General features: G+C 70.9%; 14 protein-coding genes. 8 read left to right on the forward strand and 6 right to left on the reverse strand.

All coding sequences use genetic code 11. The annotated features are described in order from the left end of the window. The first annotated feature begins 64 nt into the window (after window positions 1-64). From AB0C26_RS06125 to thrS, 6 genes are all read left to right on the forward strand, one after another. Window positions 65-1,369, forward strand: a complete 1,305-nt coding sequence (locus tag AB0C26_RS06125; RefSeq protein ID WP_360242237.1) for a pitrilysin family protein — start codon at window positions 65-67, stop codon at window positions 1,367-1,369. Then, window positions 1,366-2,712 (forward strand): pitrilysin family protein, encoded by a 1,347-nt coding sequence (locus AB0C26_RS06130; RefSeq protein WP_360242240.1) that lies wholly within the window; start codon window positions 1,366-1,368, stop codon window positions 2,710-2,712. Before AB0C26_RS06125 ends, AB0C26_RS06130 begins: the two co-directional genes overlap by 4 nt. A gap of 87 nt (window positions 2,713-2,799) precedes the next feature. After that, window positions 2,800-3,753: an endonuclease/exonuclease/phosphatase family protein gene (locus AB0C26_RS06135; RefSeq protein ID WP_360242243.1), complete on the forward strand. Its 954-nt coding sequence runs from the start codon at window positions 2,800-2,802 to the stop codon at window positions 3,751-3,753. Beyond that, window positions 3,753-4,700 carry an endonuclease/exonuclease/phosphatase family protein gene (locus AB0C26_RS06140; RefSeq protein ID WP_360242246.1) on the forward strand — a complete coding sequence of 316 codons (948 nt, stop codon included), beginning with the start codon at window positions 3,753-3,755 and terminating at the stop codon, window positions 4,698-4,700. The genes AB0C26_RS06135 and AB0C26_RS06140 overlap by 1 nt, the downstream gene beginning before the upstream one ends. After that, complete coding sequence (locus AB0C26_RS06145) at window positions 4,697-5,218, forward strand: GNAT family protein (protein ID WP_360242249.1); 522 nt, start codon at window positions 4,697-4,699, stop codon at window positions 5,216-5,218. The genes AB0C26_RS06140 and AB0C26_RS06145 overlap by 4 nt, the downstream gene beginning before the upstream one ends. A gap of 158 nt (window positions 5,219-5,376) precedes the next feature. Then, window positions 5,377-6,576: a threonine--tRNA ligase gene (gene thrS, locus AB0C26_RS06150; RefSeq protein ID WP_360243586.1), complete on the forward strand. Its 1,200-nt coding sequence runs from the start codon at window positions 5,377-5,379 to the stop codon at window positions 6,574-6,576. On the opposite strand, the gene AB0C26_RS06155 is transcribed toward thrS, so the two are convergent. Together AB0C26_RS06155 and cimA are read right to left on the reverse strand one after the other, a co-directional pair. Continuing rightward, a complete protein-coding gene (locus tag AB0C26_RS06155; protein ID WP_360242252.1) occupies window positions 6,542-6,913 on the reverse strand; it encodes a RidA family protein in 372 nt (123 codons plus the stop codon). The genes thrS and AB0C26_RS06155 overlap by 35 nt on opposite strands. Then, the gene (gene cimA, locus AB0C26_RS06160; protein ID WP_360242255.1) at window positions 6,910-8,487 is read right to left on the reverse strand and encodes a citramalate synthase; all 1,578 of its coding nucleotides are present in this window, start codon (window positions 8,485-8,487) and stop codon (window positions 6,910-6,912) included. The genes AB0C26_RS06155 and cimA overlap by 4 nt, the downstream gene beginning before the upstream one ends. Before the next feature lie 231 nt (window positions 8,488-8,718). Here cimA and AB0C26_RS06165 point away from each other — a divergent pair, with 231 nt between their 5' ends. Beyond that, window positions 8,719-9,462, forward strand: a complete 744-nt coding sequence (locus AB0C26_RS06165) for a tyrosine-protein phosphatase (RefSeq protein ID WP_360242258.1) — start codon at window positions 8,719-8,721, stop codon at window positions 9,460-9,462. Here the strand turns inward: AB0C26_RS06165 and AB0C26_RS06170 are convergent. Together AB0C26_RS06170 and AB0C26_RS06175 are read right to left on the reverse strand one after the other, a co-directional pair. Continuing rightward, window positions 9,454-10,434, reverse strand: a complete 981-nt coding sequence (locus AB0C26_RS06170) for a LacI family DNA-binding transcriptional regulator (protein WP_360242261.1) — start codon at window positions 10,432-10,434, stop codon at window positions 9,454-9,456. The genes AB0C26_RS06165 and AB0C26_RS06170 overlap by 9 nt on opposite strands. A 180-nt stretch (window positions 10,435-10,614) precedes the next feature. Beyond that, window positions 10,615-11,082 carry a hypothetical protein gene (locus AB0C26_RS06175; protein ID WP_360242264.1) on the reverse strand — a complete coding sequence of 156 codons (468 nt, stop codon included), beginning with the start codon at window positions 11,080-11,082 and terminating at the stop codon, window positions 10,615-10,617. A 66-nt stretch (window positions 11,083-11,148) separates the two neighbouring features. Between AB0C26_RS06175 and AB0C26_RS06180 the strand changes: the two genes are divergently transcribed. Continuing rightward, window positions 11,149-11,289: a hypothetical protein gene (locus AB0C26_RS06180; RefSeq protein WP_360242267.1), complete on the forward strand. Its 141-nt coding sequence runs from the start codon at window positions 11,149-11,151 to the stop codon at window positions 11,287-11,289. A 60-nt stretch (window positions 11,290-11,349) separates the two neighbouring features. Here AB0C26_RS06180 and AB0C26_RS06185 read toward each other — a convergent pair whose 3' ends face one another. Continuing rightward, entirely contained in the window at window positions 11,350-12,447 is a 1,098-nt protein-coding gene (locus AB0C26_RS06185; protein WP_360242270.1) for a branched-chain amino acid aminotransferase, read from the reverse strand. A gap of 130 nt (window positions 12,448-12,577) precedes the next feature. Next, a complete protein-coding gene (locus AB0C26_RS06190; protein WP_360242273.1) occupies window positions 12,578-13,609 on the reverse strand; it encodes a 3-isopropylmalate dehydrogenase in 1,032 nt (343 codons plus the stop codon). Between the last annotated feature and the right edge of the window lie 325 nt (window positions 13,610-13,934).

Consider the following 13,934-nt stretch of genomic DNA (forward strand, 5'->3'; position numbering starts at 1 on the left):
GGTGGGTGCATCGCCACGTGGTTATCGATCAAGAAAACGTTGACCCAGGGGGCAGTATGGGTGGGTGACGTCCCCAAGCACGCCGGTTGTCACGACCGGCTATCCGTGGCCTATCGAAACCACGCGGCTTGCCAACGGCCTTCGGGTTGTGGTGAGCGAGGACCGGACAGCGCCGGTCGTCTGCGTCAATCTCTGGTACGACGTCGGCTCGCGGCATGAGCCGGCTGGGCAGACCGGCTTCGCGCATCTGTTCGAGCATCTGATGTTCGAGGGGTCGCAGCATGTGGCCAAGACCGAGCACATGCGCCTGGTGCAGGGCAACGGCGGCTCGCTGAACGCGACCACGAACCCGGACCGCACCAACTACTTCGAGACGATGCCGGCCGAGCATCTGGAGCTGGCCCTGTGGCTGGAGGCCGACCGGATGGGCGGCCTCGTCCCGGCGCTGACCCAGGAGACGCTGGACAATCAGCGCGAGGTGGTCAAGAACGAGCGCCGCCAGCGGTACGAGAACGTGCCGTACGGCGATGCCTGGCTGCGGCTTCTGGAGCTGCTTTACCCGGAGGGCCACCCGTACCACCACCCGACGATCGGGTCGATGGAGGACCTGAACGCGGCCGGCCTGGAGACGTTCAAGGCCTTCCACCAGAAGTACTACGCGCCGAACAACGCCGTGCTGACCGTCGCCGGTGACGCCGACCCGCAGCAGGTGTTCGCGCTGGCCGAGAAGTACTTCGGGCGGCTGGAGCCGGTGGCCGACATCCCACCGGCGCCCAAGGTGCAGATCGGCCGGGAGCCCGCGAAGCGCGAGACGGTCACCGCCGCGGTTCCGGCGCCGAGGATCTACATCTCGCACCGGACCCACCCGTTCGGGACCAAGGGGTACGACGCCGTCACCGTGCTCGCCGCGGTGCTCGGCAACGGCCGGGGCAGCCGCCTCTACCAGCGTCTGGCCGACGGCAAGCGGATCGCCCAGCCCGACTACATCGGCTCGTACGGCGTCGACCTCGCGCACGCGCCGGCCCCGCTGATCATCACGGCCACCGCCAAGGACGGCGTGGCCGTCGAGGAGCTCGAGGCCGGTCTCGACGAGGTCATCGCGAGCCTGGTCACCGAACCGGTGACCTCCGACGAGCTGGCCCGGGCCAAGGCCCTGCTCACCACCGCCTGGTGGCGGCAGGTGTCAACGGTGGGTGGCCGCGCCGACACCCTGAGCCGGTACACGACGCAGTTCGGCGAGCCCGAGGCCGCCGCCTACCGGCTGCCGCAGTGGCTCGCGGTCACGGCCGACGACGTCACCGAGGCCGCCCAGCTCCTGAACGCCGAGTCGAGGGTCACCCTCACGTACGTCCCCGAGGAGAACAAGTGACTCTCATCGCCACCCGCCCCGATCCGGGTCAGGCCCGGCCGTACACGTTCCCGGACCTGCAGCGGGTCACCGTCGCCGGCGGCACGGTGATCGGCGCGCACCTGCCGGGTCAGCTGCTCGCGACCGCGATGCTCATGCTCGACGCCGGCGCGGCCCGGGAGACGCGGGGCCGCGAGGGCACCGCCACCGTGCTCGCCAAGTCGCTGGAGGAGGGCACGCGGCGGCGCGACTCGGCCGCGTACGCCATCGCTCTGGAAAGTCTCGGCGCCGAGCTGGCGCCCTCGGTCGACTGGGACACGTTCCGGGTCGGCGTCTCGGCCCCGGTTCCGCAGCTGCTCGACGCGGTGCGCCTGGCGGCCGAGGCCACCCGTACCCCGAAGCTGGACCCGGCCGACGTGGCCCGGGTCCGCGACGACGAGGTGACCGCCCTGCGGATGGACTGGGCCCAGCCCGGCCCGCGGGCCGACGCCGCGCTGCGGGCCGACCTGTTCGGCGCGGCCGAGCGGTTCGGCCGGCCGATGCACGGCGATCCCACCTCGGTGGCCGCCGTGACCGTCGACGACGTGCTCGCCTTCCACGAGAGCTGGATGCTGCGGCCGGGCGTGCTGCTCGTGGCCGGCGACCTGGACACGCTCGATCTGGCCGCGCTGGGCGAGGCGGCGTTCGGCGGCACCGGCGGCGACCCGCTGCCGGTCGAGGGGCCGCTGGACTTCTCGGTCCGCGATCACCGGCGGATCATCCTGGTCGACCGGCCGGGCTCGGTGCAGTCGACGCTGCGGATCGGTCACCGTTCACCCGAACGGGCGACCCCCGATTATGTACAGATGACGTTGGCCGCGACGATCCTCGGCGGCGCCTTCACGTCGCGGCTCAACCACCTCATCCGTGAGGTGAAGGGCTACACGTACGGCATCCGGGGCTCGTACGCGATGTCGCGCCGGTTCGGCCGTTTCGAGGTGGCCGCGGGCGTGCAGACGGCGGTGACCGTGCCGGCGATCGTCGACACGCTGGGCGAGATCGACCGCACCCAGCAGGACGGCGTGACCGAGGACGAGCTGGCGGTCGCCCGCTCGTGGCGGGCCGGGCAGCTCAGCGTCGAGATGCAGACGCCGGGTTCGATCGTGGGGGCACTGAGCACGCTGGTGCTCTACGGGCTGCCCGACGACTACTACCCGCAGCTGCGCCGCAGCTACCTGGAGACCCCGCTGGCCGAGGTCTCGGCCGCCGCGGGCCGTCACCTTCACCCGCACGGGCTGACCCTGGTCGTCGAGGGCGACGCCGCGATCATCCGGGACGAGCTCGTGGCAGCGGAAATCGGCGAGATCGTCGACAGCAAGATCTGATTCTCGCGGTGGCGCGATAGCTTTGCCGCCATGACGATCACCACCACACCGGCCGGAGTCCGGCCTGGTCACAGGGTGAGGCGCACCGTGCTCCTCACCCTGTTGACCGTGCCGGGCCTTCTCTGGGCGGTCTTCCGGTCGCTCGGCTGGGAGCCCGGCTACGTCGTGATGGTGATGGCCTTCACGCCGTACGTGGCCGCGTGGGCCCTGGTGCCGCTGATCGCGGCCCTGATCGCCCGCAAGTGGCTGATCGCCGCCGTGGCCGCGCTGGCCGCCATCCTGCTCGGCGCGGCCGTCCTGCCGCGCGCGGTCCCGGGTTCGAGCGCCCCGGCCGGCGTCCCGCTCACGGTCATGACGGTGAACATGTTCATCGGCCAGGCCGATCCGGCGTCGGTGGTGCGGCTGGTCCGCGAGCACGACGTCGCGGTGCTCGCCGTGCAGGAGTTCACCCCGCGCGCGGCCGAGGGGCTGGCCGCGGCCGGGCTCGGCGACCTGCTGCCGTACCAGGCTCTGGCCGACGAGGTCGGCACGACCGGGTCGGGCCTCTACTCGAGATATCCGATGACCGGCCAGGGTTCGCGAAGATTCCACGGCGACAACCTGCAACCGGGCAACATGCAGGCGTACGCGACGATCCAGCCGCCCGGGGCGGGTGCGGTGACCGTCGAGTCGGCTCACCCGCTCGCGCCGTACTCGAAAGAGGCCCTGCCGTCCTGGAAGGCGGACCTCGAACAGGAGCCGCGGCCGTCGGGGAACGGGACGCCGCGGATCCTGCTCGGCGACTTCAACTCGACGCTCGACCACGCTCCGCTGCGCGATCTGATCTCGGGCGGCTACCGGGACGCCGCCGACACCGTGGGCAAGGGGCTGATCGCGACGTGGGGTCCGTACGACGGCAAGCCGATTCCGCCCGTGACCCTCGACCACGTGCTGGTCGACGAGCGGATCGGGGTCCGGGACGTCGAGGTGCACCGGGTCACCGGCAGCGACCATCGCTCGGTGATCGCCTCCGTCACGGTGTCGGCGGACGGCGGCGCCTGATGGCGACGGCGCTGATCGTCCTGATCCTGCCCGGCCTGATCTGGGCCGTCCTTCGCCTCGGCGGCTGGGAGCGCGGGCCGCTGGTGCAGTTGTTCGCCTTCACCCCGTACGTCGCGGCCTGGGCCTGGCTGCCGGCCGTCGTGGCCCTGGCCACCCGGCGCTGGACGATCGGCGCGGCCGGCCTGGTGGCGGCGATCGCGCTGGCCGTGGCCGTGCTGCCACGCGCTTTCCCGGCCCGCGACCGGGGACCGCTGGAGGGCGTGAAGCTGACCGTCATGACCAGCAACATGCTTTTCGGCCGGGCCGACCCGGCCACGATCGTCAAACTGGTCGGCGAGCGCGACGTCGACGTGCTGGCCGTGCAGGAGTTCACCACCGAGGGCCGGCAGGCGCTGGCCGCGGCCGGGCTGGGCGCGCTGCTGCCGTACTCCTCGCTCGCCGACGAGCCGGAGGCCGACGGCTCGGGCGTCTACTCCCGGTTCCCGATCACCGAGGCCGGGGCCCGGCGCAACGGCGGCGGCTTCATGCAGGCGTACGCCACGGTCGACACCCCGGGCGCGGGCGCGGTCATCGTGGAGTCGGCCCATCCGATCGCCCCGTACGCCCAGTCGATCCTCGGGCAGTGGCGGGCCGACCTGCGGGCCCAACCGGGAGCGGACGGGAGCGGGACCCCGCGGATCCTGCTCGGCGATTTCAACTCGACGCTCGACCACACGCCGATGCGGCAGCTGATCGCCCGCGGATACCGGGACGCGGCCGACGCCACCGGCAAGGGCCTGGCCGGCACGTGGGGGCCGTACGACGGCAAGCCGCTGCCGCCGGTCACGATCGACCATGTGCTGGTGGACGAGCGCATCGGCGTACGGGAGGCAAGCGTGCATCCGATTCCGCTCAGTGACCACCGGGCGATCGTGGCCGAGCTGATGCTGCCGGCGGCGGTCCGATGATCACCCGGCTCACCACCGAGGACGACGCGGCCGAGATCGCGGCGCTGCTGCGGGCCAACCGCGCTTTCCTCACGCCGTGGGAGCCGGTGCGCCCCGAGGAGTTCTTCACCGACCAGGGCCAGCGCCGGCTGATCACCGAGACGCTTCGGCAGTACGAGGGTGGCGCCACCCTGCCACACGTGATCGTCGACGACGGCCGGATCGTCGGCCGGATCATGCTCACCGGCATCGCCCGCGGCCCGTTCCAGTCGTGCCACCTCGGCTACTGGGTGGCCGAGGCGGCCAACGGGCGCGGCCTCGCCTCGGCCGCCGTCGGCCGGATCGCCGGCCTCGCGTTCGGCGAGCTCGGCCTGCATCGCGTCGAGGCGGGCACGCTGGTGCACAACGCCGCCTCGCAGAGGGTCCTGGAACGCAACGGCTTCCGGCGGTACGGGCTGGCGCCCCGCTACCTGAGGATCGCCGGCGAGTGGCAGGACCACGTCCTATTTCAGTTGCTGGCCGACGATCGCCGCGCCTAGCATCGGCGCCATGAACTTCGGTCAGCAGCTGACGACGCCGGGACGACCCGGCGCGCGCTGACCTCTGCCACGGCCCCGGGCGACACGCCCGGGCCCCTTCTGGGGAGTTCAGTTCGTGGGCGTCTCGCCGGGCCTCGACCCGAAGGAGACCTCCCATGATCGTCGACCACCGCCGGCTCGGGCGTGAGCTGGACCTGTTCGACTCCGATCCGCTGATCGGCGCCGGCCTGCCGTTCTGGCTGCCCGGCGGCGCGGCCGCGCGGCACGCGGTCGAGTCCTATCTGTACGAGTTGGAGCGCCGGGCCGGATATCAGCATGTCCACTCCCCCGCGCTCGGCAAACGCCAGATGTACGAGTTGTCGGGGCACTGGCGGAACTACGCCGACGACATGTACCCGGCCATCCGGATGGGCGGCGACGAGCTGGTGCTGCGGCCCAGCCAGTGCCCGCACCACGCGCTGATCTTCAAGTCGCGGCAGCGCTCCTACCGCGATCTGCCGCTGCGGATAGCCGAGCTGGGCCCGATGTACCGGGCCGAGCGCTCGGGCGTGATCGGCGGCCTGGGCCGGGTACGGTCGATCCAGCTCAACGACTCACACATCTTCTGCCCCCTCGACCAGGTCGTCGACGAGGTGGCCGGCGTGCTGCGGCTGATGCGCCAAGCGCACGCGGCGCTCGGTTTCGCACCCTCGTCGTACCGGCTCTCGCTGCGCGGCGACGGCGGCAAATACGCCGGGAACGACGCCGGGTGGCAGCTCGCCTCCTCGCTGCTGCGCGAGGCGCTGGACGGCGTCGACTACGTGGAGGCGCCGGGCGAGGCCGCCTTCTACGGTCCGAAGATCGACGTGCAGATCGTCGACCCGGCCGGCCGGGAGTCGAGCCTGGCCACCATTCAGGTCGACTTCCACCAGCCCGAGGCCTTCGATCTGGAGTACGCCGACGCGAACGGCGGCCGGTCCCGGCCGGTGATGATCCACCGCAGTCTGGTCGGCTCGATGGAACGGCTCTTCGGGCACCTGATCGAGGTGCACAACGGCGCCTTCCCGGTCTGGTACGCGCCGGTGCAGCTCGCGGTGCTGCCGGTCGCCGACGACCAGCTCCCCTCGGCCGACGCGGCGAAGGCGGCGGCGGTCGACGCCGGATTACGGGCCGAAGTGCACCACGAGGGCTCGATCGGCGCGCGGATCCGGGCCGCGGCGGAACGCCGGATCCCGTACGTCGGGGTGATCGGCAGCCGCGAGGCGCCGGACGGCCTGGTCGCCCTGCGGCATCGCGACGGCAGCCGGCTCGCCCCGATGCCGCTCGCGGCCGCGATCGAGGTGATCAGCGACGCCGCGCGTCCACCTCGATCTCGATGAGCATGCGCGGGTCCGCCAGGCCGCACACCTGCATGGTGGCGGCCGGGCGGACGTCGCCGAAGTACTTGCGCAGCACCGGCCAGCACGGCTCGAAGTCCTCGCGGTTCGGCAGCAGGTAGCGCACCCGGACGACGTCGGCGAAGTGGCAGCCGGCCTCGGCCAGCGCGGCCCCGATGTTGCGCAGGCACTGCTCGGCCTGCTCGACGACGTCGTCGGAAATGGTCATCGTCGAGTAGTCGAAGCCGGTGGTGCCCGAGACGTACACACGGTCGCCGTCGACGACCGCGCGGGCGTACCCGATCTGCTCCTCGAAGGCCGAGCCGGAGAAGATCCTCACTTCGACTCGGCCAGGCCGTACGTCAGCGCGTCGACCAGGGCCACCCAGCTCGCCTCGATGATGTTCTCGTGCACGCCGACGGTGGTCCAGTCGCGCTCGCCGTCGCCGGTCTCGAGCAGCACCCGGGTCACCGCGTTGGTGCCGTGGGTGCCCTCCAGGATGCGTACCTTGAAATCGCTCAGCTCGAAGGTCTTGAGCTGCGGGTAGTGCGCGGTCAGCGCGGCGCGAAGAGCCTCGTCGAGGGCGTTGACGGGGCCGTTGCCCTCGGCGGTGGCGATCACCCGCTCGCCGTTCACCCGGACCTTGACGGTGGCCTCGGAGACCACGGCGCCGTCCTCGCGGTGCTCGACCTGCACCCGGTACGTCTCCAGGCCGAACGGGCGGGCGAAGCCCTCACCGGGCAGCTCGCCCCGGACGAGCAGCTCGAACGAGGCGTCGGCGGCCTCGAACGACCAGCCACCCGCCTCCAGGTCCTTCACCTTGCGGGTGACCTCCGAGAGGGTGTCCGGGTGGCCGGCCAGGTCGATACCGAGCTCGCGGCTCTTGAGCTCGATGCTGGCCCGGCCGGCCATCTCCGTCACCAGGATCCGCATGTCGTTGCCCACAACAGCCGGGTCGACGTGGTTGTAGAGCAGCGGATCCACCTTGATCGCGCTCGCGTGCAGCCCCGCCTTGTGAGCGAAAGCGGCGGCCCCGACGTAGGCCTGGTGGGTGTCGGGGGCGATGTTGGCGATCTCGGCGAGCGCGGTGGAGACCCGCGTCGCCTTCTCCAGGCAGCCCTCCGGTAGGACCGGCAGCCCGAGCTTGAGTTGCAGATTGCTGACCGTGGCGAACAGGTCCGCGTTGCCGGGACGCTCGCCGTAGCCGTTGGCCGTGCACTGGAAGTGCTTGACGCCCGCCTCGACGGCGGCGACGGTGTTCGCGACCGCGCACGAGGTGTCGTTCTGGCAGTGGATGCCGAGCCGGTCGGCCGGGACGCCGGTGCGCTCGACGACCTCGTTCACCGCCTTGGTGATCATCGAGGGAAGCATGCCGCCGTTGGTGTCGCACATCACGACCCGCTCGGCCCCGGCGTCGATGGCCGTCCGGACGACGCTCGCCGTGTATTCGGGGTCGTAGCGGAAGCCGTCGAAGAAGTGCTCACAGTCGACGAAGGCGCGCCGGCCGCTGGCCACCAGGTGCTCCACGGTGTCGCGGACCATGGCCAGGTTCTCGTCGCCGGTGGTGCGCAGGGCCCGCTCGACATGGCGGATGTCGCTCTTGGCGACCACGCAGACGACCGGGGTCTCGGCGTCGAGCAGCGCCTGCACCTGCGGGTCTTCCTTGGCCCGGCTGCCCGCCTTGCGGGTGGCTCCGAAGGCGACCAGGACGGCGTTCTTCAGGTCGAGCTCGGTCTTCGCGCGCTCGAAGAACTCGGTGTCCTTGGGCATCGCGCCGGGCCAGCCGCCCTCGATGAAGCCCACCCCGAACTCGTCGAGCAGCTTCGCGACCGCCAGCTTGTCGGCGACCGAGTAGCTGATCCCCTCCCGCTGCCCACCGTCGCGCAGCGTGGTGTCGAAGACCTGGTACTCCATGGCGCGTTCCCTTCAAGGATTTTTACGACCCCCAACAAAAAGACCCCCCGCGGATGCGGGAGGTCTGCGCGTCGGCGAAAGAGTCAGCCGGCGCGCTAGGTGCCAATAATCAGCACGAGGTGGGTCACGTAGCGAAGTTTGCCACGGGTGGCCGATGCTGGGACAAGAAATCCACCAGCTGGGACGACGTCCCCCGTCCGAGGGATCGACAGCGGAAGCTAGGTTGGGTCCGTGGCTGTGGAACAGTACCCCCGGAATCTCGGTTTCTCCGCTACCTACAACTTCAGGGACGTCGGCGGCTATCGCGGCCTTGACGGCCGGACGGTGCGCTGGCGGCGCCTGTTCCGGTCGGACGCCCTGCACGGCCTGGGCGAGGCCGACGCGGCGGCGTTCGAAGCGCTCGGCGTCCGCACCGTGATCGACCTTCGCCGCCCGCACGAGATCGAGAAATTCGGCCGGTTCTCCGCCCATGGCATCGACTATCACAACGTGGTGATCCAGCACATCGACTGGGAAGAGGTCGACCACCCGGACGACGTGGTGCACGAGCGCTGGCTGGCCGACCGCTATCTGAACTTCGCCGAGGACGGCCGCGAGGGTCTGCTCGAGTCGCTGCGGTTGATTGCCGACCCCGGCAAGTCACCAGCGATCGTGCACTGCATGGCCGGTAAGGACCGCACAGGCACGGTGTGCGCCCTGACCCTGTCCCTGCTGGGCGTGTCCGACGAGGACATCACGGCCGACTACGCGCTGACCACCAGCGCGATGGCCCGCTTGACCGAATACCTGCTGAAGACCAGCCCCGAGGCCGTACGGGGTAACGAGCACATGTTCGACTCTCCGCCCGAGGCGATGCAGTTGTTCCTCGACGACCTGCGCCGCCTGCACGGCTCGGTCGAGGGCTTCGTCCGCGACATCGGCCTCACCACCGAGGAGATAGCCGGGCTCCGGGCCCACATGTTGTCCTCAAGCTGATCCGCGGACGAGCAGTCGGGGCTCCACCACCGAGAGGGTGGGTGGCTCGCCGGCCAGGAGGCGCTCGGCCTCGGCCACGGCCAGCTCGCCCATCCGGCGCTTGTCGAGGGCGATCGTCGTCAGGGGCGGGTCGAGGAGCTCGCCGATGCCGAGGCCGTCGAAACCGACCACGGCGATGTCGCCGGGGATGTCCAGGCCGAGGCGGCGGGCCGCGCGGTAGGCGCCCAGCGCCACCAGGTCGTTGAAGGCCACGACGGCGGTGATGCCCTCGTCCGCGGCGCGCAGCCGCTCGAAGCCCGAGCCACCGCCGGCCAGCGACTGCTCGACCGCGACGATCGCCTCGGCGGGAACGGTGAGGTCCTGTTCGGCCGCCTCGGCGAGAAACCCGGCCCGCCGTCCCGGGTCGGCCGCACCGGGGCAGTCGATCATTCCGATGCGCCGGTGCCCGCGCTCGGCCAGATGCCGCACGGCGGCCCGGACGCCGGCCTCCACGTCGATGTCGACGGCGCCGAACCCCCGCCCGTCGTTGCGGCGGCTCATCACCACCAGCGGCACCCCGGCCACGGCCGCGGTGATCACGTCGTCCGGCTGGAACAGGTAGGCGATCAGGGCGTCGGCCTGCCCCGACAGTGACCGCAGCAGGCCGGCCTCCCGCTTCGGGTCGTCCTGGCTGCTGCTGACCACCACCTGCCAGCCGCGCCGCTCCGCGGCCTCGATCACGCCGGCGATCAGCTCGGGGAAGAACGGGTTCACCACGTCGTAGACGATCAGCCCGATCGTGGTCGTATCGGGCTTGACCAGCCCGCGGGCGAACCGCGAGGGCCGATAGTTCAGTTCCCGCGCCGCCTCGAGCACCCGGCGGCGCGTCTCCGGGTCGATCTCGCCCTTGTCGTTGATGGCACGGGACACGGTCTGGTGCGAGACGCCGGCCAGCCGAGCCACATCCCGCAGGGTCGCCCGTTTGTTCTCCACGATCAGCAAATCGTAGTCCGAACCCGCTTGACGCCGCCCCGACATCAGGAGCACGATCCCGTTAACGGTCACGTGACCGTTAACGGCATCGACCGGAGGCGATCATGGATGGGTTGGCATGGGTGTTGAGTCTCGAGATGACCCGCCGGGAAGCCCGCTCGGCCCTCCCGGGCGCCGAGGTCAGACCCCCGCGTCCCCGCTGGTGGCATAGACGACGAGGGTCTGCTCCGGGCGCTCGGCCACGTGGAAGACGGCGTACGCGTAATCGATGATCTCGCCGTCCGGCCCGCGCGGGCGTTTGCGGCCACCGTGCCGGGGCTCCACGTCGTAGTGGCGCCACCAGCGCCGCACCTCGGGGCAGCCCTCGCGCAGCTCGTCGACGAGGGATTCGAACCGCGGATCTCCCTCATGCTTGGCCGCGATCGAGCGGAGCCGCGCCAGCAGGCCGCGCGCCTCGACCTCCCAGTCCACCACCGTGCGGCGGCCCTCGGGCGCCAGGAACATCCAGCGGGCCAGGTTCGGCGGATCGCCGGTCGCGGCGAGGCCGGGGAAGAGTTCGAACACCGGCGGGTTGTGACTCAGCACGTCGTAGCGCCCGTCGATGACGTAGGCCGGGCTGGCGCCCAGCAGCAGCGGAACATTGGCCACGGCCGGCTGGAGAGTGTCGGAGACGGCGGACGGCCCGGGGGACGCGCGCCCCGCGAGCTGGAAGAGGTGGTCGCGGTTCGGGCACGGTTCGCCGCGATGGGTGACCTGGGCATCGGGCCGGAGGCCGTCGCCATCGCGTACGCGATCGGCCGCCCCCCGCAGGTCGACGTCGGCGAGATCGTCGTGCGGCCCACGGCCCAAACCTGAGACGAGATCGTCGTGCGGCCCTCCGCCCAGGCCTGAGCAGGCCTGGGCGGAGGGAACCCGTCAGAGGACGCGGTGCACCCAGCCGAAGGGGTCGTCGGCGCGGCCCCGCTGGATGTCGACGAGCTGCTTGCGCAGGTCGGTGGTGACCGCGCCGGTGCCGCCGTCGCCGATCGTGAACTCGGCGTCGGCGCTCTTCACCACGCCGATCGGGGTGATCACGGCGGCGGTGCCGCAGGCGAAGGCCTCGCGAATCCGGCCGGAGGCGGCCGACGTGCGCCACTCCTGGAGGCTGACCGGGCGCTCCTCGACCTTGTGGCCGGCCCGCTCGGCCAGCTTGATGACCGAGTCGCGGGTGATGCCGGGCAGGATCGTCCCGGTCAGCGGCGGCGTCACCAGGGTGCCGTCGTCGAGGACGAAGAAGACGTTCATGCCGCCCAGCTCGTCGATGTACTTCCGCTCGATCGCGTCGAGGTAGACCACCTGGTCGCAGCCGTGCTCGATGGCCTCGGCCTGGGCCGAGAGGCCGGCCGCGTAGTTGCCGCCGCACTTGGCCGCGCCCGTGCCGCCGGGAGCGGCGCGGGTGTAGTCGGGGGTCACCCAGAGCGACACCGGCTTGACGCCGCCGGAGAAGTACGGGCCGGCGGGCGACGCGATGACCAGGTAGAGGTATTCCATCGCGGGGCGCACGCCGAGGAAGACCTCGCTCGCGTAGGCGAACGGCCGCAGGTAGAGGCTGCCCTCCTCGCTCTGCGGGATCCACGAACGGTCGATCTTGATGATCTCGTGCAGCGACCTGAGGAACGTCTCGACCGGCAGCGCGGGCATGGCCATCCGCTTGGCCGACTCGGCGAAGCGGGCCGCGTTCGCGTCCGGGCGGAACATGGCGACGCCGCCGTCGGGCAGCGTGTACGCCTTCAGCCCCTCGAAGATCTCCTGGGCGTAGTGCAGCACCGCCGAGGCCGGATCCATCGGGATCGGGGCCCGGGCCTCGACGCGCGGCTCGTACCAGCCTTTGCCGTCGGCGTAGCGGACCGTGACCATGTGGTCGGTGAAGATACGGCCGAAGCCGGGGCTGGCGAGGAGCGCGGCGCGCTCGGCGTCGCCCACGGGTGCCGGGTTCGGACGGATCTCGAAATCGAGGTTGTCACCACCACTCATGACAGGTGGACCTGCTTTCTGCAAAGAAGATTTAGGCATGCGGAAGCACCCGTAGTGCTTCAAGAATCTACCCCGAACGGTCGTTAAAACAGAGACCGAGGGTGAGAGAGACGCCGCCGCGAGGAGAAGACTAGAGAGCGGCGGCGACGCGGTCGCCGACTTCGGCGGTACGCAGCGGCGCGCCCGCGGTGCGGGACGCGACCTCGGCCGCGACCGCCTCGGATACTCGCCGGGCCTCGTCGTGGTGGCCCAGGTGCTCCAGGAGCAGCGAGGCGGAGAGGATGGCGGCCGCCGGGTCGGCGATGCCCTGACCGGCGATGTCCGGCGCCGAGCCGTGCACCGGCTCGAAGGTCGACGGGTAGGTGCGCTCCGGGTTGACGGAGCCGCTGGCCGCCATGCCGATGCCGCCGGTAACGGCAGCGGCGATGTCGGTGAGGATGTCACCGAAGAGGTTGTCGGTCACGATCACGTCGTACCGCTGCGGGTTGCTGACCATGAACATGCTGGCCGCGTCGATGTGCTGGTACTCCGTGGTGACCTCGGGGAACTCGGCCGCGACGGCCTTGAAGGTGCGGGCCCACAGGCTGCCCGCCTTGGTCAGCACGTTCGTCTTGTGCACGAGGGTGAGGTGGCGGCGGTCGCGGCGCTGGGCGCGCGCGAAGGCGTCGCGGACGACCCGCTCGACGCCGTGCCGCGTGTTCAGGCTCTCCTCGGTGGCGATCTCGGCCGGGGTGTCCTGGTGGAGCACGCCGCCGGCGCCGACGTAGAGACCCTCGGTGCCCTCGCGGACCACCACCATGTCGATCTCGCCGGGCTTCACGCCGGCGAGCGGGCTGGTGGTGCCGGGCCAGAGCTTCGACGGGCGCAGGTTCACGTACTGGTCGAAGTCGAAGCGGAGCTTGAGCAGCAGGCCGCGCTCGAGGACGCCCGGCGGGACGCTGGGGTCGCCGATGGCGCCGAGCAGGATGGCGTCGTGGCCGGCCAGCTCGTCCTCGACGGACTGCGGAAGGACCTCGCCCGTACGGTTGTAGAAGCGGGCGCCGAGGTCGTAGTCCTCGAACTGGGTGCCGGGGAGCACGGTCTCGATGACCTTGCGAGCCTGCGCGGTCACCTCGGTACCGATGCCGTCGCCGGCCACGACCGCGATCCGCGCCACGCTCACTTCGCACTCCTCTGGTTCGGGTCCTCGAAGGTTAACGCGCCAGTCCCGATCTTCGGTACAACGGTCCCACTTAATGGGCACTCAGGAGCCACAAACACCAACAGCCCCCTGAACCGCGGCAAACGGCCAGGGGGCTGTTGCGACGAGTACGCGTGGCTCGGTCCCGCCGAAATACACCTAACCGCACGCGCGACAGCGGGCACGTCACCCGAAGACGGGCCCACCGACGTTTCGTACGGCAGGGACAACGCTAGCGATGCGGACTAATGACGCGCAAGACGCATCCCCCGCGTGTCGGGAACGTAGTTCGCAAGCGCCGGATGGC

Origin of the sequence: Actinoplanes sp. NPDC048796 (genome assembly GCF_040650035.1) — a bacterium.
Taxonomy (GTDB): Bacteria; Actinomycetota; Actinomycetes; order Mycobacteriales; family Micromonosporaceae; genus Actinoplanes.